This window comes from Microbispora sp. NBC_01389 (genome assembly GCF_045040095.1).
Lineage (GTDB): Bacteria > Actinomycetota > Actinomycetes > Streptosporangiales > Streptosporangiaceae > Microbispora.
Genome location: NZ_CP109552.1, coordinates 2,795,273 through 2,816,184, shown reverse-complemented (window position 1 = coordinate 2,816,184; position 20,912 = coordinate 2,795,273). Strand labels below are relative to the sequence as shown.

22 protein-coding genes are annotated in these 20,912 nt (G+C 71.7%); 12 read left to right on the top strand and 10 right to left on the bottom strand.

Annotated features, from left to right (window positions below):
- Positions 1 to 177: 177 nt before the first annotated feature.
- From OG344_RS12775 to OG344_RS12755, 5 genes are all read right to left on the bottom strand, one after another.
- The gene (locus OG344_RS12775) at positions 178 to 1,977 is read right to left on the bottom strand and encodes a DUF222 domain-containing protein (RefSeq protein WP_405088406.1); all 1,800 of its coding nucleotides are present in this window, start codon (positions 1,975 to 1,977) and stop codon (positions 178 to 180) included.
- Between the two features lie 714 nt (positions 1,978 to 2,691).
- On the bottom strand, positions 2,692 to 3,384 hold the full coding sequence (locus OG344_RS12770) for a hypothetical protein (protein ID WP_405088405.1): 693 nt from the start codon (positions 3,382 to 3,384) through the stop codon (positions 2,692 to 2,694).
- Positions 3,385 to 3,731: 347 nt separating this feature from the next.
- Entirely contained in the window at positions 3,732 to 4,796 is a 1,065-nt protein-coding gene (locus tag OG344_RS12765) for an AI-2E family transporter (protein ID WP_405088404.1), read from the bottom strand.
- Between the two features lie 369 nt (positions 4,797 to 5,165).
- Positions 5,166 to 6,062, bottom strand: a complete 897-nt coding sequence (locus tag OG344_RS12760) for a YihY/virulence factor BrkB family protein (protein WP_405088403.1) — start codon at positions 6,060 to 6,062, stop codon at positions 5,166 to 5,168.
- Positions 6,063 to 6,160: 98 nt separating this feature from the next.
- Positions 6,161 to 6,592, bottom strand: a complete 432-nt coding sequence (locus OG344_RS12755) for a CBS domain-containing protein (RefSeq protein WP_405088402.1) — start codon at positions 6,590 to 6,592, stop codon at positions 6,161 to 6,163.
- Between the two features lie 136 nt (positions 6,593 to 6,728).
- Between OG344_RS12755 and OG344_RS12750 the strand changes: the two genes are divergently transcribed.
- Positions 6,729 to 7,628, top strand: coding sequence for a fructose 1,6-bisphosphatase (locus OG344_RS12750; RefSeq protein WP_405088401.1), 900 nt, complete (start codon positions 6,729 to 6,731; stop codon positions 7,626 to 7,628).
- 27 nt (positions 7,629 to 7,655) lie between these two features.
- Entirely contained in the window at positions 7,656 to 7,874 is a 219-nt protein-coding gene (locus tag OG344_RS12745) for a DUF1918 domain-containing protein (protein ID WP_405088400.1), read from the top strand.
- A gap of 22 nt (positions 7,875 to 7,896) precedes the next feature.
- On the opposite strand, the gene OG344_RS12740 is transcribed toward OG344_RS12745, so the two are convergent.
- On the bottom strand, positions 7,897 to 8,532 hold the full coding sequence (locus tag OG344_RS12740; protein ID WP_405088399.1) for a phosphoribosyltransferase: 636 nt from the start codon (positions 8,530 to 8,532) through the stop codon (positions 7,897 to 7,899).
- A gap of 97 nt (positions 8,533 to 8,629) precedes the next feature.
- Between OG344_RS12740 and OG344_RS12735 the strand changes: the two genes are divergently transcribed.
- Positions 8,630 to 9,664, top strand: coding sequence for a LacI family DNA-binding transcriptional regulator (locus OG344_RS12735; RefSeq protein ID WP_405088398.1), 1,035 nt, complete (start codon positions 8,630 to 8,632; stop codon positions 9,662 to 9,664).
- A gap of 19 nt (positions 9,665 to 9,683) precedes the next feature.
- Here the strand turns inward: OG344_RS12735 and OG344_RS12730 are convergent, their stop codons facing one another.
- Entirely contained in the window at positions 9,684 to 10,616 is a 933-nt protein-coding gene (locus tag OG344_RS12730; protein ID WP_405088397.1) for a DUF418 domain-containing protein, read from the bottom strand.
- A gap of 321 nt (positions 10,617 to 10,937) precedes the next feature.
- Here OG344_RS12730 and OG344_RS12725 point away from each other — a divergent pair, with 321 nt between their 5' ends.
- The 9 genes from OG344_RS12725 (at position 10,938) to hypE (ending at position 17,015) form a co-directional block, all read left to right on the top strand.
- A complete protein-coding gene (locus OG344_RS12725; RefSeq protein WP_405088396.1) occupies positions 10,938 to 12,068 on the top strand; it encodes a histidine kinase in 1,131 nt (376 codons plus the stop codon).
- 35 nt (positions 12,069 to 12,103) lie between these two features.
- Positions 12,104 to 12,727: a response regulator gene (locus OG344_RS12720; RefSeq protein WP_405089083.1), complete on the top strand. Its 624-nt coding sequence runs from the start codon at positions 12,104 to 12,106 to the stop codon at positions 12,725 to 12,727.
- A 75-nt stretch (positions 12,728 to 12,802) separates the two neighbouring features.
- On the top strand, positions 12,803 to 13,075 hold the full coding sequence (locus tag OG344_RS12715) for a GlsB/YeaQ/YmgE family stress response membrane protein (RefSeq protein ID WP_327043480.1): 273 nt from the start codon (positions 12,803 to 12,805) through the stop codon (positions 13,073 to 13,075).
- Positions 13,076 to 13,240: 165 nt separating this feature from the next.
- On the top strand, positions 13,241 to 13,480 hold the full coding sequence (locus OG344_RS12710; RefSeq protein WP_405088395.1) for a HypC/HybG/HupF family hydrogenase formation chaperone: 240 nt from the start codon (positions 13,241 to 13,243) through the stop codon (positions 13,478 to 13,480).
- Positions 13,465 to 14,112: a hypothetical protein gene (locus OG344_RS12705; protein ID WP_405088394.1), complete on the top strand. Its 648-nt coding sequence runs from the start codon at positions 13,465 to 13,467 to the stop codon at positions 14,110 to 14,112. Before OG344_RS12710 ends, OG344_RS12705 begins: the two co-directional genes overlap by 16 nt.
- Entirely contained in the window at positions 14,109 to 14,510 is a 402-nt protein-coding gene (locus tag OG344_RS12700; RefSeq protein ID WP_327043477.1) for a hydrogenase maturation nickel metallochaperone HypA, read from the top strand. Before OG344_RS12705 ends, OG344_RS12700 begins: the two co-directional genes overlap by 4 nt.
- Positions 14,485 to 14,757 (top strand): HypC/HybG/HupF family hydrogenase formation chaperone, encoded by a 273-nt coding sequence (locus OG344_RS12695; protein WP_405088393.1) that lies wholly within the window; start codon positions 14,485 to 14,487, stop codon positions 14,755 to 14,757. Before OG344_RS12700 ends, OG344_RS12695 begins: the two co-directional genes overlap by 26 nt.
- A gap of 3 nt (positions 14,758 to 14,760) precedes the next feature.
- Positions 14,761 to 15,897 (top strand): hydrogenase formation protein HypD, encoded by a 1,137-nt coding sequence (hypD, locus tag OG344_RS12690; RefSeq protein ID WP_405088392.1) that lies wholly within the window; start codon positions 14,761 to 14,763, stop codon positions 15,895 to 15,897.
- Positions 15,894 to 17,015 carry a hydrogenase expression/formation protein HypE gene (gene hypE / locus OG344_RS12685; RefSeq protein ID WP_405088391.1) on the top strand — a complete coding sequence of 374 codons (1,122 nt, stop codon included), beginning with the start codon at positions 15,894 to 15,896 and terminating at the stop codon, positions 17,013 to 17,015. Before hypD ends, hypE begins: the two co-directional genes overlap by 4 nt.
- Positions 17,016 to 17,053: 38 nt before the next feature.
- Here hypE and hypF read toward each other — a convergent pair whose 3' ends face one another.
- From hypF to OG344_RS12670, 3 genes are read right to left on the bottom strand one after another with little or no spacing between them, the layout of a single operon-like run.
- Positions 17,054 to 19,381 (bottom strand): carbamoyltransferase HypF, encoded by a 2,328-nt coding sequence (hypF, locus tag OG344_RS12680; RefSeq protein ID WP_405088390.1) that lies wholly within the window; start codon positions 19,379 to 19,381, stop codon positions 17,054 to 17,056.
- A gap of 51 nt (positions 19,382 to 19,432) precedes the next feature.
- Positions 19,433 to 19,771 (bottom strand): STAS domain-containing protein, encoded by a 339-nt coding sequence (locus OG344_RS12675; protein ID WP_405088389.1) that lies wholly within the window; start codon positions 19,769 to 19,771, stop codon positions 19,433 to 19,435.
- Positions 19,771 to 20,847 carry a B12-binding domain-containing protein gene (locus tag OG344_RS12670; RefSeq protein WP_405088388.1) on the bottom strand — a complete coding sequence of 359 codons (1,077 nt, stop codon included), beginning with the start codon at positions 20,845 to 20,847 and terminating at the stop codon, positions 19,771 to 19,773. The genes OG344_RS12675 and OG344_RS12670 overlap by 1 nt, the downstream gene beginning before the upstream one ends.
- Positions 20,848 to 20,912: the final 65 nt, after the last annotated feature.

The following is a 20,912-nucleotide window of genomic DNA, read 5'->3' as shown; positions in this document are numbered from 1 at the left end:
CCCTGCCGTATGTCCCCGTCGCATGTGCCCCGTCGCATGTGCCCCGTCGCATGTGCCCCGTCGCATGTGCCCCGTCGCATATGCCCCGTCGCATATGCCTGCACGCCACGCTGAGCCGGCAGTGCGGCGTCGCCGAGTGTCTTCGCCGGCTCGGTGTCCCCCCCTCGCACCCCGCCCCTACACCCACAATCGGGTGCTGCTGCGGGGGTTGCGGTAGGTGAAGGCCCAGCGGTCGTCGCCGATCGTGCGGCGGGTGTAGCGACTCGGGTGGCGGTAGCGGTCGCGGTTGTGGAACTGGCACGCCGGCCCCAGCAGCTTCAGGTCGGTCAGCCCGCCGCTGCTCCAGTTGTCGCAATGATCGATCTGGCACATCGTGGCGGGTAGCGGGCAGCCGTCGACCCAGCAGGTGGCGTACCGGGCGAAGACCGCCCGGCGCTGGGCGGGTGTGGCCAGGCGGACCTTGCGGCCCATGTCCAGGACCTGCCCGGCGGCGTTCATCACGATCCGGACCAGGGTGCTGGTGCGGGCAAGCCGGTGCACGCTGGAGGCGGGCAGCAGGTGCCCGGTCGCCAGGATCAGCCCCGGCAACCCCCGCAACCACACCCCCGGCGGACCGTTCACCCCCACCTCCGGCGGACTGCTCCCCGGCGGAGCGTCGGCTCCCACCCCCGCCCAGGCGTCACCTCTCAGCCAGGCTTCGCCGCCCGGCCAGGCACTGTCTCCCGGCCAGGTGTCGCCTCCCCACGCTGAGGGTCCTTGCATGGCGGGCTCGGCAGCGGTAGGGCGGTCGGGAGCGGCGCACTCCCCGCAGGAAGCGGAAGCCTCCGTGGCGGGGTTCTCGCCGACGAAGCCGGTGGCCCGGTGCTCATCGCCGTCCATCGGCGCATCGTTCCCGAACCGCCCGCCATCGCACACCGCCGCGTCGCTCTCGCGGTGCGCACTTTCACCCACCGCCGCATCACCGGCGCGGGGTTCGCCGCCGGGAGCGGCCGGGGAGTGGAAAGTGTCCAGGTGCTCGCCATGAGGGACGAGCGTGTCGCTGGTGAAGTGCTCGCTGCCGGGGCCGCTCGCGGTGGTGTCCGGGTTGGTGGGGCGATCACTGTCGCCTGAGGGTTCCGTGCCGGACGGCTGGTCGGCTGAGGGGTCTGTGCCTGCGGGGTCAGCGGCGGGCTGGTCGGCTGTGGGGGCGGTGTCTGTGGGGTCGGCTGTGGGGGCGGTGTCTGTGGGGTCGGTGCTTGGGGGGTCGTCGGGGAGGGATTCGGCGTTGACCAGCACCAGAAGCTCAGTGGCGATCTTGTTCTCCAAGAACGCGATCAACGCGTCCGCGTTCCGCACACTCAACGTGCGGTCGTCACCCTCCGCCTTCGGCCTGGCGTAGACGTCCAGCATGTGCTGCAACCGCGCGGCGGCCTCCACTGGCAGGTAGAACTCGCCCTCCAGCCCGCCGTTCCTCCGCCTGCGTACCCTAAAGAACCGGCGATCGAAGTCGGCCTGCTCGTCCTTCTCGTGCCCGTCGGGGTCCAGCACCGCGCGTAGGTACCGCCCCGCCTTGGCCACCTCCGCCGCACCCGCCGAGTTCGCCAACTCCAGCAAGATCGCCTCAGCGGTGGTGGCCTGGTCATCGGTCAGCCCACAGGTGGCGGTGCAGATCGCCTCCACAATCCCCTCTGGCAGGCTGCCCTCGGCGAACCGCTCACGCACCTGCGGCAGGCGATCCAGCTCCATGCTCATCGTCACCAACCGGCCGGCCCCCGCAGGGGTCATCCCCCCGGCAGACCGCAACCACAACCTGGTGGAGGCATGCCCATGATTCCTCGCCTCCCCCGCCCGATGGACACGACTCACCCGGGCCGCCAGCGCCGAGGTGATCCGATCACGGACCGCAAGCAACTCCTCCGCCTCGGCCAGACACACACCCGCGTCCTCAGGCACCGGCACCAGCGCCATCTCCCGCGCCGCCTCGACAAGAGCCGCCACCACCGCCCACGACGACCGAGCACCACAAGCACCACCAGAGACACCGTCAGAGGCACCGTCAGACACACCGGAAGCACCCGCGGAAGCGCCGGACGCATCCCCGGCAGGGCCGCGGGTGCCGCTGTCGGCGCCTCCTTTGTTATGGGCGGCGGGAGAACCGGCTTCGGGGCCGGGGATATCGGCATCGTCAAGAGCGCCATCAGGGGTAGGACCATCTACGGTTTCGTCGCCGATGGGGTCGTCAACGGCAGCGGTGCCGGCACAAGTCGCAAATGCTCGAATTAAGGTACGATGCGCCGGGGTACCGAATCGGCTCGCATACTCTCTCGCATCGGGAACGACGATCGGCACGTATTCGCGGGCAAGCGCACCCTCGGAAGACCAAAGGGGCGAGCGGGAGGTGAGCCGCTCCCACAAGCCGTCATCGTCGCTCGAACGAGGGAGGCGCTCAGGATCAACGTCGAACAGATCCATCACACCTCCTCAAGCGATTCGAAAGCCTGTATTAATTCTTCCACACCAGCCGGCCACGAACACCCCCGCGCCAGGACTTGTTGGAGCTACAGGCAGATCTCCCATTCGCCAGATATGCGACTTTCGCGTCCTCACCCCACATAGACAAATGTCCCCGCATAAAGTCTTGGACGGGGGGATGGCAGGGCACTTCGGCGATGAGGGACCGGCAGTGCGGGATAGGAGACCGCGAACTCAGGCTCAGGGGAAGGTGGCCAGAAGATCGGCCAGGGCCTGGACCGCTCTGGAGATCCCGACGGCGGCGAGGCCGGCACCCACGAGGTTGAGACAGATGGACAGCACGCAGCCGTGGCCCCCGCGCATCGGGCGGGGGATCGGTTGCTGCGACTGCAGGCCGTACCAGAGAGACCGTGGCTCCAGCAGAAGGAACAGGATCGCGCCCACCTCGCCCATCCAGAAGAGCCAGAACCAGGCCCATCTGTTGCCCCAGCGGGGTGGACCCGCCCCGAGCATGATGAAGAGAGCGGCGAGCCATGCGCTGCCGACGATCGAGGGCGCGCCGGGGAACGGCACCTGGAAGGGCCACGACGGGTAGTGCGGGTTGTCATGGTCACTGGTCCAGCGCCAGATGACCAACGGGCGCTGATCGGCGACCTCGGATTCGCGCACAAGATCGCGGCGAACGCGGGCCGCGTTCGTGACCCGATCGACGTCGTACCACAGCAGAGGACCGGCCGACCACCGTAACCGCACCGGATCGCCATTGAAGACGATCACGCACGTGACCTGATCCGCGCGCAGCGCAGCCTCGAACTCGGCGACCGTGCTCTCGCGCGGGAAAATGCTCAGGACTGTCAGAAAAGCGCCCCAGAGCAGGATGACAAGCAGTACGACACGTATCCACAGGCCCGCGATCCGGAAGGGAACCCGCATGGCCGGTGCTCTCTCCTGCGGATACACGTCCCTCCGATCTTCGAGGCCCGTACGGACGTCACTCCCGGACTACGGCGGCCATTCCACCCATCGTGGGACGCGGCCTGACGTGGGGGCGGCGACGGCACCACGGAAACGGGCCGTTCGCGCGCTTCTCACAAACGCCGACGCGCACCGCCGGCAGCCTGAAACAACCGCCGCGAAAGCCCCGAGGGTGCCCATGCCGAAAGCGTACGTGTTCATCGCCCCGAGCGCGTGCGCCGTTCGGAACAGGCATGAAGGAGCAGGCATGAAGGAGCAGGTATGAAGGAGCAGGCATGAAGCGGAGACGAAGCAGCTATGAGTCGCTACAGCCGATCCTGGCGGGGCAGCACGACCTCGCGGGCGATCAGGAGCAGGGCGGCCGCCAGGGGGATTCCGAGCAGCGCGCCGACGATGCCGAGTAACGCGCCGCCGAGCAGCGCCCCGACGATGGTCGCCACGGGCGGTACGTCGACCGACGACTTGAACACCTTCGGGGAGATCCAGTAGTTCTCCACCTGCTGGTAGATGATGAAGAACACGGTGCAGGCGACGCCTACCTGGACCGACACGAGAAAGCCCACCCCCGAGGCCACCACCGCGCCGATGACCGCGCCGGCCAGCGGGATCAGGTCGGTGACCGCGACGAAGATGGCCAGCGCCAGCGCGTACGGCACCTTCAGCATGGACAGGAACAGGAAGGTCACCACTCCGGCGATCAACGAGATGATCAGGTTCCCGGCGACGTAGCCGCCGATCTGGTTGATGATCTCGTCGCCGAGCAGCCGGACCCGCGTACGGCGCGAGCGCGGCACGAACCGGTAGGCCGTCTCCTTGATGGAGTTGAGGCACCCGAGGAAGTAGAGCGTCAGTATGAGCACGGTGAACCCGCTGAACAGCGCACTGATCAGGACGCTCGCCACGCCGAGGAGACCGCCGAACATCTGGGTGGCCAGCTTGTCGCCGGTCACGTACTGCTGAAGTTTTTCCAGGACCTGGTAGCGCTCGTCCACCGAGCGGATCAGCGGGTGGTTCTGCAGTTGCTGCACGTACTCCGGCAGGTGGCCGAAGAACCCGGTGGTCTGCTCGGTCAGCGGCGGCACGACCGCGAGGCCGAAGGCGACGAAGAACGCGATCACCGACCCGAACACGATCGTGATCGCGAGGCGGCGGGACAGGTTCCGGCGCTGGAGGGCCTCGACCGCGGGATTGAGGCCGATGGCCAGGAACAACGAGACCACGATCAGCACGAGCGCCGAACCCGCGCTGGCGATCGCCTGCACCAGCAGCCAGGCGGTGAGCACCCCGAGGGCGCCGGTCAGGCCGAACATGAACGGGTTGCTCCGCAGCGGGCGCCCGGGCATGCCGAACGGCCGGTCGAGGGGCGTCATCGCGACCCCGTCACCCGCGCTGTCGCCTGCGCTGTCACCCGCGCTGTCCTCTGTGGGCGTGTCCGTGGCGACGCCGGCACGCGTGTCCCGGGCCGTCTCGCCGCCGGTCCCGCCACCCGTGCCGGCATCCGTGTCAGCATCCGTGCCGAGCACGGGTCGGTCGGGGAACGGCCGGTCGGAAGAGGTCGGAGATTCGGCCGGCTCCAGTGTCCCTTCACTTTGACCCGGGAGTGAGGGGAAGACGCTGGAGATGCCGCTGGAGATACCGCTGTCTGGGGAACGACCGGTGTCGGACACGCCTCCCTACTGCCCAAACAATCTACGATTTATCGTGACAAATGCCGTGCAGCGCCCCCTCATCCCGGCGCGTCAGGGACGGTCAAGGGGCGGTCCGGCGGCAAGCGTGGCATCCGCCTCTCGCGCCTGGCGTTCGACCGCGCCGTTGATCTCCGCACCGAACAGCACGACCAGCGAGGAGAGATACAGCCAGAGCATGAGCACGACCACCGCGCCCAGGGCGCCGTACGTCTGGTCGAAGCGGCCGAAGCCGCTGACGAAGACCGACAGGCCCACCGAGACCAGCAGCAGGGCCGGTATGGCGAGTCCCAGGCCCCACCCGACCGACCGCCACCCGGGTTCCAGCGGGGCGCCGGGGACGTACCGGTAGAGCAACGCCAGCCCCGCGCCGAAGAGCAGGACGAGCATCACCCAGCGCCCGGCCGAGACGGCCGCGCGGGCCGCCGCGCCGAGCCCCAAATGACCCAGCACCACCGGGAACGCCGCCACGAGCGCCAGCAGTACGGAGGTCCCCGCGATGGCGGCGACCGTGAGCAGCAGGGCCGTCAGCCGGGTACGGAGGAAGCCGCGGTCCCGCCGGCCGCCGTAGACCGCGTCGACGGCCCGGACGAGCGCCTGGACGGCACGGGACGAGGCCCACAGCAGCGCGACCAGGCTGAGTGCCAGGGGCGCGCCGAGACCCCGGTGCCCGGCGCGCACCGCGTTGGTGAGCTGGGAGACGATCAGCCGGGCGACGTCCGGGGGCAGCGGCCGGGTGAACGACGCCAGTTGCCCGGCCACCTGCCGGGGGTCGGCCACCAGCCCGTAGACCGCCACCACGACCAGCAGCATCGGGAAGATCGACAGCGTTCCCCAGAAGGCGATGCCGGCGGCCAGCAGGGACAGGCGCTCGCGGGCCGCCTCCTCCCGCACCCGCCGGATGACCGACGGCCACCGCCCGGCCGAAAACCACGCCCATCCCGGGATCACGCCGAGCCGGCGCGATCCCGGCCGAGCGGAGCGAGCTCCGCCACGATCCGCAGAGCGAGCAGCGCAGGCCGCGGGACGGGCAGGTGAAGGGCGGACATCTAGTCGCTCTGCCGCTGCGGTTCGCTGATCTCCTTGACCACAGGCGTGAGCAGGTCGGCGGTGAGCTGGTGCATCTGGAGGAGCAGGTCGTCGAGGGTCAGCATGCCGACCACCCCCGCCTCGTCCGCCACCGGCAGCCTCCGGAAGGAGTGACGGCGGAACGTGTCGAACGCCACCTCCACATCGTCGCCGGGCCGCACCACGACGGGACGCTCCGACATCACCCGGCCGACGGGTGTGTCCCCGTCCCCGCCTCGGGCGAGCACCCGAAGGGTGAGGTCGCGGTCGGTCACGACGCCCAGGACGCCCTGTCCCTCCGAGACGACGACGCATCCGACGCCCGAATAGTCCATGTTCCGAGCGACGTCCCGCACCGGGGTGACCGGCGGGACGACCACCACGGGCGTGGACATCACATCTCTGATCTTCATGGCCGGCACTCCCCCCGCGCCCGCCCAGGGCCCTGTCTTCAGCTCACTCCTACCCGCCGTACAGAAGTCCCGCCCTATTTGTGACCTAGTGCTCTTTTTCTTCCCAAAAATCCGGATAAGTGTGTATTTAGAGGTGATGACCGTGATCACGCTGAGCGTCATCAAGGCCGACACCGGAGGATTCGTCGGCCACTCCGCCGTGCATCCCCGATTGGTCGCCGAGGCCAGGCGGGAGATCGAGCGGGCGAAGTCCGCCGGGTTGCTCGTCGACGGCTGTGTCGAGAGTTGCGGCGACGACATCTCGCTCATCATGACCCACACCTACGGCCCGGAGGCGGGGCTGATCCACTCCTTCGCGTGGGACACCTTCCAGGCGACCACCCACATCGCCAAGGATCTCGGCCTGTACGGCGCCGGGCAGGACCTGCTGTCGGACGCCTTCTCCGGCAACCTGCGCGGCATGGGCCCGGGCTACGCGGAGCTGGAGTTCGAGGAGCGACCGTCCGAGCTCGTGCTGTGCTTCCTCGCGGACAAGACCGAGCCGGGCGCGTGGAACCTGCCGCTCTACAAGATGTTCGCCGACCCGTCCAACACCGCCGGCCTGGTGATCGACGAGAAGATGCACGCCGGGTTCGCGTTCGAGGTCCACGACCTGCACGAGGACCGCCGCATCGTCTTCGACTGCCCGGCCGACCTGTACGACATGCTCATGTACATCGGCGCCCCGGTGCCGGTGCCCGTCGGGCAGGCGCACCCGTCCCGCTTCGACCGCCCGCCCCGGGTGGTCGCGCTGGGCTTCCAGATCAAGGACGGCAGGCTGGTCGGCCCCCGCGACATGTTCGACGACCCGGCCTTCGACGGCGCGCGGCGGCAGGCGACCGAGGTGATGGACTACCTGCGCCGCCACGGCCCCTTCGAGCCGCACCGGCTGCCGCTGGAAGACCTGGAATACACCACGATGGCCTCTCTGACCAAGCGCCTGGCGCACCGCTGGACGCCGATCACGACCGAGGTCGCCACACCGGCGGGGTTGTGATGAGAGGCATGTGATGAGAGGGCTGTGATGAGGATGAAGGCGGCGGTCGGCGACCGGCTGGTCGTCGAGAGCGTCCAACGGGGCAGGGCGGGCCGCGTCGGGATCGTGCTGGCGCTCTACCACACCGACGGCTCGCCGCCCTACCTCGTGCGCTGGCTGGACGAGGAACGGGAGACACCGTGCTTCTACCCGGGCCCCGACGCCCGGATCGAGCACTACCTGGAGTGGCGCCCGGAAAGCCCATAAGAGCACTGAGCCCATGAGGGCGCTAGGCCCGGTGAAGGCATTCCATGACGTCCTCGTCGCTCGTCTGGGTGAAGTCCTCGTACCACGCGCCGATCGCGTAGAAGTGGTCCGGGGTGTCCAGGCAGACGATCTCGTCGGCGTCCCCGCGCAGGCTCGCGATCGTCTCGGGCGCGCCCACCGGCACCGCCAGCACCACCCGGGACGCGCCGTGCGCGCGGGCGACCTGGCAGGCGGCGCGGGCCGTCCCGCCCGTCGCGATCCCGTCGTCCACCACGATCACCGTACGGCCGGCCAGGTCGACGGGCTCGCGGGCGCCGCGGAACCGGCGGGCGCGGCGCTCCAGCTCGGCCCGCTCCCGGCGTTCCACGGCGGCCATCTCGTCGTCGCTGAGCCGGGCGAGCCGTACGACGTCGGGGTTGACCACCCGCACGCCGCCCTCGCCGATGGCGCCGAACCCCAGCTCGGGCTGGTACGGCACGCCCAGCTTGCGGACGAGGATCACGTCCAGGGGGGCGCCGAGGGCCCGGGCGACCTGGAACGCCACGGGCACCCCACCGCGGGGCAGCCCGACGACGACCACTTCACCCACACCGTCCTGAGCGTCACGGAGGTCACGCAGGCGCTCGCCGAGGAGGAGCCCGGCGTCACGACGATCCACAAACACGACATCCACCCCCAAAACCGACGGTACGCGGCCACGACGGGCGGGGAGAGTCGCGGGTGAGTCCTGATCGCCTGTCCTGCATACTGGGGCGGTGACCGCGACCGACCGGGCCCCCGGCGGGGAGCTTCCCCGGCACCGGCCGACTCTGGCCGAGATCGCCAATCTGGCGGGAGTGTCTCCGCCGACCGTGTCGAGGGTGCTCAACGGGCAGGCCGGGGTCGCCCTGACCACCCGGCAGCGGGTGGAGGCGGTGCTGCGGGAGCACGGCTACCGGCGGCGCGACAGCGAGCCGGCCGCGATCCTGGAGCTGGTCTTCCACGCCCTGGAGAGCCTGTGGGCACTGGAGATCATCCAGGGCGTCGAGCAGGTCGCGCGGGAGCGCGGGCTGGCCGTGGTGCTGACCGAGATGCAGGGCAGGCTCACCCCCGGCAGGGCCTGGACCGAACAGGTGCTCGCCCGCCGCCCCACCGGGGTCGTGGCGGTCTTCTCCGAGCTCACCGTGCAGCAGCAGTCCCAGCTCGCCACCCGTTCGATCCCCCTGGTCGTGCTGGACCCGACCGGGGAGCCGCTGCACCAGACGCCGTCCGTCGGGGCCACCAACTGGAGCGGCGGGATGGCCGCCACCCGGCACCTGCTCGACCTGGGCCATCACCGCATCGCCATGCTGAGCGGGCCCACCCAGTGGCCGTGCTGCCGGGCCCGGCTCGACGGCTTCCGGGCCGCGATGGACGCGGCGGGCGTGTACGTGGACCCCGCCCTCCTGAGGATCAGCACCCTCTATGTGGAGGGCGGGTTACGCGACGGCGCCGAGCTGCTGCGCCTGCCCGACCCGCCGACCGCCGTCTTCTGCTCCAACGACCTGCAGGCGCTCGGCGTCTACGAGGCCGCCAGGCGGGCCGGGCTGCGCGTCCCGGAGGACCTCAGCGTGATCGGGTTCGACGATCTGTCGTTCACCCAGTGGGCCGGGCCGCCCATGACGACCGTACGGCAGCCGCTCGTGCAGATGGGGGCCACCGCCGCGCGGATGGTCCTCACGCTCGCCGACGGCGAGCCGCTCGAACAGCACCGCGTCGAGCTCGCCACCACCCTCGTCGTACGGGAGAGCACCGCGCCACCCCGTGTTTGATACCCGTGCCTGACCGCGTTCAGGGCCGGCGGCCCCAGGTGGCCCACCGCCACAGCCACTCCAGCGGTCCGTACCGGTGCGTGCGCAACCAGAGCACGGACCACAGCCACTGGACGGCGAGGATTCCGGCCGAGGTCGCCGCCACCCTCGCCGAGGACCAGGCCTCCGGCGAGCATCCGCAGAGGCGGGCGGCCAGCAGGACGAGGACGGTCGCGGTCAGGTAGTTGGTCAGCGCCATCCGGCCGAGCGGCGCGAAGACGGCCCGCAGCGCCGGCCGGAGCGGCGTCCGCAGCAGCACGAGCAGGGCGCAGACGTAGACCCCCGCGAGCAGCAGCCCGGAGAGGGCGAGCGCCCGCCCGAAGTCGGGGTCGCCGCCCTCCTGGCCGACCGACCACCACAGCGCGGGCGCCGCCGCGACCGCGGAGGCCAGCCCGAGCAGCGCCGGAACTCGGGTGGACCGCTCGATCCGGGCCGTCACGCCGTATCGGGTCAGCGCGGAGCCCAGCAGGAACAACCCCGCGACCAGGGTGAACCTCTCCCCGCCGAGGAAGAGCGACACCGCGACGAGCGCGGGGGCGAGCCCGGCGACCACCCGGCGCGGGAGCCAGGTCGAGGGCAGCAGGATCAGCAGGCCGACGACGGCGTACGTGCTCAGGATGTCGCCGTGCCAGAGCAGGAAGAAGTGCGCCAGCCCGGCCGCGAGCAGCACGAGGAGCCGGCGCAGCAGGATCACCCTCGGCCGTGCCACCCGGGCGGCGGCCGACTCCAGCAGCAGCGAGAACCCGACGCCGAACAGCAGCGAGAAGATCGGGAAGAAACGCTGCTCGACGAGCAGGCCCATCCAGGCGTCGTCGGGGGTCGCCGGCTCGGCCGCCCGCCAGAGGTCTCCGGTGTGGGAGATGGGTTTGACGTTGGCCAGCAGGATCCCGCACAGCGCGAAGCCGCGCACCACGTCGAGCGCGGTGATGCGCTCACGTCGCGTGTGTTCCGTAGAAGTCGCCGTAGGAGTTGCCGGAGAAGTTTCCGGAGAAGTTTCCGGAGAAGGTCGCATGAAGCCGCATCCTGCGCGGACCCGTACGGCTCCGGCATCGGCCGCAAGCGGGAATCGCGCGGCACGGGACCATACTTTCGGCCGGTTCTGTGCGGGCCGCCAATCTCATAGCCTCGGGCCTGTGTTTTTCGAAGCCGGGGAGTACGGGGGCGGGGAGTACGGGAGCGGAGGGTACGGGGGCGGGGGGTCCGGAGACGGGCGGCCGACGCCGGGCTGGGCGCCGTGTTCGTCGTGGTCCTGGCCCTTTGGGCCTCCCTCATCGCCGGCAGCTGGGGTGGCGGCTACTGGCGGTTCGACTGCGCCGCGGGCGCCGCGGTCTGCGTCATCGCCCTGGTCCGGCGGCGCGACCGGGCGTGGGCGGCGGTGGCGGGCCTGGCCGTGGCGGCGACCGCCGTCCTGGCCGCCAGGTTCGCCGATCTGCCCGCCGAGCCCGGCCCCGGGATGGCCCTCGGCCTGGCCGTGCTGGTCGCCGCGGCGGTCAGAAGACTGCCGGTCCGTACGGCCTGCGGCGTAGCGGGGGGCGGGCTGGCCGTGGCCGTCGGCAGCCTGCTGACCGCGCACACGGTCGCCGCCGGGGTGCCGTCGGTCACCGCGATGAACATCACGACCTGGGCCGCCGCCGTCGTGGCCGGGCTGTCCCCGCGGCTGCTCGACGCCCGCAGGCGGGCCGTCGCGGAGGCGGTGCGCCAGGCCGAACGGCTGGCGCTGGCCCGGGAGTTGCACGACGTCGTCGCCCACCACGTCACCGGCATCGTGGTGCAGGCACAGGCCGCCCGGCTCGTCGCGCGCCGGAGCCCCGAGAAGGCGGGCGACGCCCTGGGCCAGATCGAGGCGGCCGGGTCCGACGCGCTGGCCGCGATGCGACGCGTCGTCGGCCTGCTGCGCGTTGCCGAGGGTGCGGCGAGCGGCTCCCGCGACGGCGCGGCCGTCACCGGGCCCGAAAGGCTCGGCGACCTGGTCGGGCGCTTCGAGGCCGGGGGCCACCCGGTGCGCCTGCGGCTGCCGCACGAGGAGGAGACGGCGGCGTGGCCGCCCGAGGTGGCCTCCACGGTCTACCGGGTGGTGCAGGAGTCGCTGACCAACATCGCCCGGCACGCGCCGCAAGCCCGTGCGGTCACGGTCAGCGTCGAACGGAACCGGAACGTCGTCGTCGTGGAGGTCACCGACGACGCGCCGCCAGGGCCGGGCGGGGAATCGCGTGGAGGATCGCGTGGAGGATACGGCCTGCTCGGGATGCGTGAGCGGGTCGAGGCGCTCGGCGGCACGTTGCGGGCCGGGCCGCGGCCCGGATCCGGCTGGTCGGTGCTCGCCACCCTGCCCGCGCCTCACCCGGGCCTCCGGCGCGACAGGTGACGACGATCAGAGTCCTGGTGGCCGACGACCAGGCGATGGTACGCGGCGGCCTGCGGCTGATCCTGGAGGACCAGCCCGACATCGAGGTGGTCGCCGAGGCGGCCGACGGCGCCGAGGCCGTCGAGCTGGCCCGGCGGCTGCGGCCGGACGTGTGCCTGGTCGACGTGCGGATGCCCCGGCTCGACGGCATCGAGGTCACCCGTCTCCTGGCCGGCCCGGGAGTCCCCGAGCCGCTCAAGGTGGTCGTGGTCACGACCTTCGACCTGGACGAGTACGTGTACGGCGCGCTGCGGGCGGGCGCGGTGGGCTTCGTGCTGAAGGACTGCGGCCCCGCCCTGCTGGTGGAGGCCGTGCGGGCCGCGCAGGCCGGGGACGCCCTCGTCTCCCCCTCCGTCACCCTGCGACTGCTGCGCCACCTGACCACCCACTGGACCACTCATCCGGCCGCCCGGCCGGATCATCCCCTCTCGAACCGGGAGATCGAGGTCGTCCGGGCCGTCGCGCGGGGCCGTACCAACCAGGAGATCGCCACTGAGCTGTTCATCTCGCTCAGTACGGTCAAGACCCACGTGTCGGGCATCCAGGCCAAGCTCAGGGTGCGCAACCGCGTCGAGATCGCCGCATGGGCCTGGGAGAACCATGTCGTGGGTCCCACCTGACACAACAGCCCAAAAGGTGTCAAATCACCTGGAATGGGGAGAAGGTAGGCAGCCGAACTAGAGGAGGATGGCAGCATGGCCGTAAGCGGCATCATCTCCGCCATAATCATCGGACTCATCATCGGCGCTCTCGGTCGGCTGGTCGTGCCCGGACGTCAGGCCATCCCGATCTGGCTGACCATGGTGATCGGCGTCATCGCCGCCCTCATCGGCACGGCGATCGCGCGAGGCCTCGGAGTGGGGAACACCCGCGGCATCAACTGGCTGGAACTGATCATCCAGGTGGCGCTGGCGGCCCTGGGCGTCGTCGCCGCCGTGGCCGTCTACCGGCGCAGAAGCGTCGGATAGTCCCTCCCCGACGCCTTCCCCGACGGCCCCGGCACGCGCCGGGGCCGTCGGCGCGTTCCAGGACTTCACCGACCTTTACGCAATCACCGACTTCCTTTGATTTCCCCCGCCCCAGGGCGGCGTACGGTCGTCTTTCGGGGGCTTCGGGGCTTTCGGGGGGTCTTCATGAACTGCCGCGACGAGACGTGTGTCACCTGCTCGGACGAGGCGGTCGCGGTCACCGTCGTACGGCTCCTCGACGCCGGCCTCGCGGTCGCCGACACCGGCCGCGGCCGGGAGGTGGTGAGCGTCGCCCTGGTGGACGTCCGGCCCGGCGACGTCGTGCTGGTCCACGCCAAGGAGGCCATCGCCGTGGTCCCCGGTGAGGTCCCCGGTGAGGTGCCCGGTGAATGGAGGCGCTCGTGAAAGAGGCGGGCCCGATGAAGGCGCCGGTGGAGCACCACATGCGCTGGCAGTTCGGTGTGCTCGTGCCGCCGGGTTTCCCCGGCGAGCCGTCGGCCGGCGGGACCGAGTGCCTCCTGGAGGCGGACCCGGACGCGACGATCGACCTGCGACTGCGGTTCCTGCACGTCAGGTGCAGGACGGTGGAGCGGGAGGAGGACGACGGCTACTGGCCGGTGCCGAAGCTGACCGTCGGCGGGCACGACTACCTCGGCTTCGACGAGGCCGTCGAGCGGGAGACCCGGGCCACCGTGCCCCTGACGGGCGGGCGGCGCACGATCGAGGTCCATGTGCCCGGGGGCCGGGAGATCGAGCCGATCATCGCCCCGAGCGGTGAGCGGACGGGCCGCGTCATCTGCGAGCACCAGCCGATCGACGCGGAGATGCGGGTCTCCGCCGAGCGGCTGTCCGGACCGTACGGGCTGGTCAGGCTGAGGGTCGAGGTGCACAACACGGCCCGCTGGGAGCGTGCGGACGCGCCGCGCGAGGAGGCCCTGCGGCACTCGCTGGTGGCGGCCCACCTGCTGATCGGTGTCAGCGGAGGAGCGTTCGGCCCCGCCCCCGCCGACGAGGGCCCGCAGGTCGGGGGGGCATGACGGCGATGCACGAGTTCGGGATCGCCGAGGCCGTTCTCGACGCCGTGGAGAATCGCGCGAGGGGCAGACGGGTGCGCCGGGCCCGGGTGCGGGCGGGCGCCCTGCTCCGCATCTCCCCCGCGATCCTGGCGCAGGCGTTCGGCCTCGCCGCCACCGGCACGGTGGCCGAAGGGGCGGCGCTCGACCTGGTCGTCGAGCCCGTCCGGCTCATCTGCCGGGGCTGCGGGCACACCGCCCTGTGCGACGACCCGATGACGATCTGCGGCGAGTGCGGGGGCATCGACATCGACAGCGAGGGCGGGGACCGCCTCGTCCTGGAGTCGGTCCAAGTGGTGGAGGCGGCCCATGTGCCTGGGGATTCCGGGCGAGATCGTGGAGATCCCGTCCGATCGGACTGACCTCGCCAAGGTCGACGTGAGCGGGGTCCGCCGGGCCGTCAACATCGACCTGCTCGACGGTCAGCCGCTGCGGCCCGGCGACTGGGTCCTCATCCACGTCGGTTTCGCCTTGTCGAAGATCGACGAGGACGAGGCCAGGGCCGCGCTGGAGTTCCTGGAGGGCATCGGCCAGGCGTACGAGGACGAACTCGCGGCGCTGCGCGACTCGGGCCCAGAGCCGGGCACGGAGCTGGGCACGGAGGGGTGAATCATGCGCTTCGTCGACGAGTACCGCGACGCGGACAAGGCACGGGCGCTGTCCGCGGCGATCGCGGGCCTGTGCGAGCCGGGGCGGACCTACACCTTCATGGAGGTGTGCGGCGGCCACACGCACACCATCTACAAGCACGGACTGGAAGACCACCTGCCCGAGTCGATCACGCTGGTCCACGGCCCCGGCTGCCCGGTGTGCGTGATCCCGATGGGCCGGGTGGACGACGCGATCCACATCGCCGAGCGGCCCGGCGTCATCATGACCTCGTTCGGGGACATGACGCGGGTGCCCGGCGGCCGGGGGTCGTTCCTCGACGCCGCCGCCCGGGGCGCGGACATCCGCATGGTCTACTCGCCGCTGGACGCGCTGAAGATCGCCCGGCGCAACCCGGACCGGCAGGTGGTCTTCATGGCCATCGGGTTCGAGACCACCACGCCGTCGACCGCCGTGACCGTGCTGCGGGCGGCGGCCGAGGGCCTGCGCAACTTCTCGGTCATGTGCAATCACGTCATGATCATCCCGGCGATCACGGCGATCCTGGACTCCCCCGGCCTGCGTCTCGACGGGTTCGTCGGGCCCGGACACGTGTCCACGGTCATCGGCTGCCGGCCGTACGGGTTCGTCGCCCGCGACTACGGCAAGCCGCTGGTCGTGGCCGGCTTCGAGCCGCTCGACATCCTCCAGGCGATCCACATGCTGATGCTCCAGATCGCCGAGGGGAGGTCGGAGGTCGAGAACCAGTACGCCAGGGTCGTCCCGTGGGAGGGCAACCCCAGGGCGCTGCGGGCCGTCGACGAGGTGATGGAGCCGCGGCCGCGCTTCGAGTGGCGCGGCCTCGGGCTCATCCCCCGCTCCGCCCTGCGCATCCGGGAGAAGTACGCGGCGTACGACGCGGAGCGGCGGTTCGACGTGCCCGGCGGCCGGGTGGCCGACCCGAAGGCGTGTCAGTGCGGCGAGGTCCTCAAGGGCGCGCTCAAGCCGTGGGAGTGCAAGGTGTTCGGCACGGCCTGCACTCCCGAGACGCCGATCGGCACCTGCATGGTGTCGTCCGAGGGCGCCTGCGCGGCCTACTACAACTTCGGCCGCTTCTCGCGGCGGCGGGTGCGGGATGCGTCCAGGGAGGTGACGGCGTGACGAGCCGCGAGGAGCAGGTGCTCGAACGCGTCGACCGGGCGCGGCGGCGGAAGGCGCGGGTGCGCGAGGAGCACATCACGATGGCCCACGGCGCGGGCGGCAGGGCGACGCAGACCCTGATCGAGGCGGTCTTCCTCGACGCGTTCCGCAACCCGCTGCTGGAGCCGCTGGAGGACGGCGCGGTGTTCCAGGTTCCGGCTTTCACGGCACCAGGCGGGGCAGTCGCCCGGCTCGCGTTCACCACCGACTCCTACGTGGTCTCGCCGCTGTTCTTCCCCGGCGGCGACATCGGCGACCTCGCGGTCAACGGGACGGTCAACGACCTGGCCGTGTGCGGGGCGAGGCCGCTGTATCTCTCCGCCGGGTTCGTGCTGGAGGAGGGCTTCCCGGTCGAGGACCTGCGGCGGGTCGCCGCCTCGATGGCCCGGGCCGCCGCCGCGGCGGGCGTGGCGATCGTGACCGGGGACACCAAGGTGGTGCAGCGCGGCAGGGCCGACGGCTGCTACGTCACCACCGCCGGGGTGGGCCTGCTGGACCGGGACACGCGGCTCGGCGTCGCGCGCGCCCGTCCCGGCGACGCCGTGCTCGTGTCCGGCCCGATCGGGGAGCACGGCGTGACGATCATGCTGGCCCGGGGCGAGCTGGAGATCGAGGCCGACGTCACGTCGGACACCGCGCCGCTGAACGGGCTGGTCGCCGCGCTCCTCCAGGCCACGGGGTCCGTACGGTGCCTGCGGGACGCGACCCGGGGCGGCGTCGCGACGGTGCTCAACGAGATCGCCCTCGCCTCCGGCGTCGCCGTCGTCGTCGACGAGGACGCCGTGCCGGTCCGCCCGGACGTACGCGGGGCCTGCGAACTGCTCGGGATCGACCCGCTCTACGTCGCCTGCGAGGGCCGGGTCGTCGTGGTCGTGGCAGGGGACACGGGAGGGAACACGGCCGGGAACACGGCGCAGGACGCGCTCGCCGCCCTGCGCGGCCATCCGCTCGGCGCGGACGCCGCCATCATCGGCCGCGTCGCGGCCGATCCCCCGGGCCTGGTGCTGCTCAGGACCGCCTTCGGCGGCACCCGGATCGTCGACATGCTGGTGGGCGACCCCCTACCGAGGATCTGTTAGCCGGGACCTGTTAGCCGGGATCTGTCAGCCGGGATCTGTCAGCCGGGATCTGTCAGCCGGTCGCGGGCGGCGGCGACGGCGGCCTGACCGAGGCTGACGCCGCCGTCGTTCGGGGGGACGCGATGATGGGTCAGCACGGTGAAGCGGCGTTCCTCCAGCAGGGTGACGGCCCGGTCGAGCAGGAGCAGGTTCTGGAAGACGCCGCCGGAGAGCGCCACCGCCGACAGGCCGGTGATCTCCCGCAGGTGGTCGCAGCCGGCGGCGACGACATGGGCCAACGTGTTGTGGAAGCGCGCGGCCACCACCTCACGCGGAGTGCCCGACCGCAGGTCGCCGGCCGCCGCGCGGACCAGGTCCACGCCCGGCACAGTGAACGGCGCAGCAAACGGCGCAGTGAACGGCCCTTCGCCTGAGGTGAGGCGGCACGCGTACGCGTCGTCCACGCGGGGATCGGCGATCTGCTCCAGTTCGACGGCCGCCTGGCCCTCGTAGGTGATCTCGTCGCGCGTGCCCACCAGCGCGGCGACCGCGTCGAACAGCCGGCCCGCGCTGGACGTGCGCGGCGCGTTCACACCACGCCGGGCCATCGCGGTCACCACCGCCCATCGACCGGCGTTGCGGCGGACGACGCCGAGATCGCCGGGGACGTCGCCCTCGTAGGCGAGGTCGAGGTAGGCCGCCGCCATCCGCCAGGGCTGCCGGATCGCCGCCGCGCCTCCCGGCATCGGCACCGTCGCGAGGTGACCGGCCCGCTCGAACCCGGCGAGATCGGCGACGAGGAACTCCCCGCCCCACAGCGTGCCGTCGAGGCCGTACCCGAGGCCGTCGAAGGCCACCCCGATCACCGGCCCGGCGACGCCGTTGTCGGCCAGGCAGGACGCGACGTGGGCGTGATGGTGCTGCACGCCGACCAGGTCCGCGTCCCGGTCAAGGATCCAGTCGAGACCGTACTTCGTGGACAGGTAGTCGGGGTGGAGGTCGTGGGCGATCACCTCGGGCGCGACGTCGAACAGCCGCATGAAGTGGGCGACGCCCTCGGTGAACGACCTGAGGGTCTCGTGGTTCTCCAGGTCGCCGATGTGCTGGGACACGAAGGCCCGGTCGTCCCTGGCCAGGCAGAAGGTGTGCTTGAGCTCAGCGCCGCAGGCGAGCACGGGCCGCGGCGCGCCCCCGGCGAGCGGCAGCGGGTGGGGCGCGTAGCCCCGGGAACGCCTGATCGGCAGCGCCCGCCCCCGGAAGACGCGCACGACGGAGTCGTCCGTACGGACGTGGATGGGCCGGTCGTGGGTCAGGAAGGCGTCGGCGACGCCGCCGAGCCGTTCCCGAGCCTCCTCGTCCCGGTGGACGATCGGCTCTTCGGAGACGTTCCCGCTGGTCAGCACGATCGGCTCGGCCAGCGCCCGGAGCAGCAGGTGATGGAGCGGGGTGTAGGGCAGCAGCACGCCCAGCCACCGGTTCCCCGGCGCCACAGAAGGCGCCACCCCGGCGGCGTCCAGACGGCGCAGCAGCACGATGGGCCGGGCGGGGCCGGTCAGCAGGCGTTCCTCGGCGGCGCTCACCTCGCACAGCCGCCGCGCCTCGGCGAGGCCGCCCGTCATCACCGCGAAGGGCTTGTCCTCGCGGTGCTTGCGCGCGCGCAGCGCCGCGACCGCGGTCTCGTCCCCGGCGAGCGCCGCCAGGTGGAAGCCGCCGAGTCCCTTCACCGCCAGCACCCGGCCGCGCCGGAGCAGCCGTACGGCCTCCTCCAGCGGGTCTCCCCTCCCCTCTCCGCCGCCGGGGAGCAGCAGCCGCAGCCGGGGCCCGCAGGCGGGGCAGCACACCGGCTGGGCGTGGAAGCGCCGGTCGGCGGGGTCGTGGTACTCCCGGGCGCAGTCCGGGCACATGCGGAACCCCGCCATCGTGGTGTTCGCCCGGTCGTAGGGCACGTCATGGACGATCGTGAAGCGTGGGCCGCAGCAGGTGCAGTTGGTGAAGGCGTAGCCGTACCGGCGGCCGGCCGGATCGGCGACGTCGCGCAGGCACGCGTCGCAGGTCGCCACGTCCGGCGGGACGAGCGCGCGCCGGTCCCCCCAACCGAGGCTCCGGTTGAGACTCGGCGCGATGACGAAGTCGCGGCGGCCGGTCACGGCGGCCGGGCCGGTGCTGATCCGCTCGATCACCGCGAGCGGCGGCGGATCCGCGGCCAGCGCGGCCAGGAACGCCTCGACGAGCGCTCCGCCGCCCTCGATCTCGATGAACACCCCGCGTTCGTCGTTGCCGACCAGCCCGGCGAGGCCCAGCCGCGTGGCGAGGCCGTACACGAAGGGCCGGAAGCCGACCCCCTGCACGATCCCCTCGACCCGGACGGCGACGGCACGCCTGCTCACGGGCCCATTGTCTCAGGCCGCTGTCTCAGGCCGCTGTCTCAGGCCGCTGTCTCAGGCGGGGCTCTGGTCCGGCAGCTCGAAGACGTCGTCGAGGGCGATGACCCGCAGCAGATGGCGCAGGTAGGCGGTCAGCGCGACGATCCGGAAGGCCGCCCCGCGTTCCTCGGCCCCCCGGTAGAGGTTCATCACGACCGCCATGCCCGAGGAGTCGACGAATCTCAGCCCGGCCAGGTCGAGCTCGATCACCCGCGGATTGTCCGCGAGCACCTTGTCCACCTCTTCGGCCGCCTCGTCCACGGTGGTGTAGTCGAGCTCCCCGGTCAGCACCAGGCGCGCGGTGCCGGGCCCGAGGGTGACGTACTCGACCTCTAACGGCGGCGTGTCCTGCATCAGGGGCTCGTCTCTTCGGGTTCCGGGTGATCGGGGGCGCCACGGGCCGCGCCCGCCGCTCGCATGCCCTCGGCGAGAAACGCCCGGGCCCGAGGGCAGTCTGTCAGCTCACCGCGCAGAACGGCCAATCCGAGCACGACGGACTCGCCCGGCACCCCGCGCGCCGCCAGCACCGCGCAGGTCCAGGTGACGAAGTCCGTGAAAACCGACATGTCGCCGAGATACAGCGCGGCGCCGAGGAAGTCGGCGACGTGCCCCAGATCCTCCGCCGTCTGCTCCAGCTGCCACGGGTCGTAGTCCCGCATCGGCGGGCAGGAGGTCGCGAGCAGCTCCAGCGCCCGTGGCAGCAGTTCGCCCCGGCGCCGGGCGAGGCAGGCGTACTCGTCGTCGGGCGGCAACTCGGCGCCGTTCCCCGGCGCGAACATCAGCGGCCCGGTGCCGAGCAGGTCGGCCGCTACGTCGGCGGCCGGGGCCCAGGCGTCCGCGCCGAGCAGGCGGGCGATCCGGTCGTCGGCGCCGAACGCGGCCCCGCCTGCCAGGACGGGGACGCCGGCGGTCCGGCAGGCGGCGACGGCCCGGTGCGCGCGGGGCAGCCACACGGGCAGCGTGCAGCCGAGCGCGACCAGTTCGGGGCTCACCTGCCCGATCCACTCGACCAGGTGGGGTGTGGGCACGCTGGCGCCCAGGAAGTCGACCCGCCATCCGTGCAGGCGCAGCACCTCGGCCAGGAGGCGGGTGGGCAGAGAGTGATGCTCTCTCTCGACGCAGGCGACCACGACGCGCCCGCGGGCGGGAGGCGGGGTCACCCTCCGGGCGACGGCGGCGACGACCCGCTCGCTGACCGCGGACGCCGCGTGCTCCTGGGCCACGGACCACCGGTTGGCCGCCCACAGCCGGCCGACCCGGCGCTGGGCCGGCACGATCACGCGCAGCAGCACGTCCTGGGCGGACACGCCCTCGTCGAGCATGCCGAAGACCAGGTCGACCGCGCCGAACTCGTCGACCTCCTCGATCCGCCGCAGATAGCGGACGATTTCGCTCGTGAAGCCCGCCGTCGCCGCCGGGGCGCTCGTCATCGCCCGGCCACCGGCCGAAGGCGGAGCTGCGGGGATCCTCCCATGTCACGCCCCCTCAGCTGAGT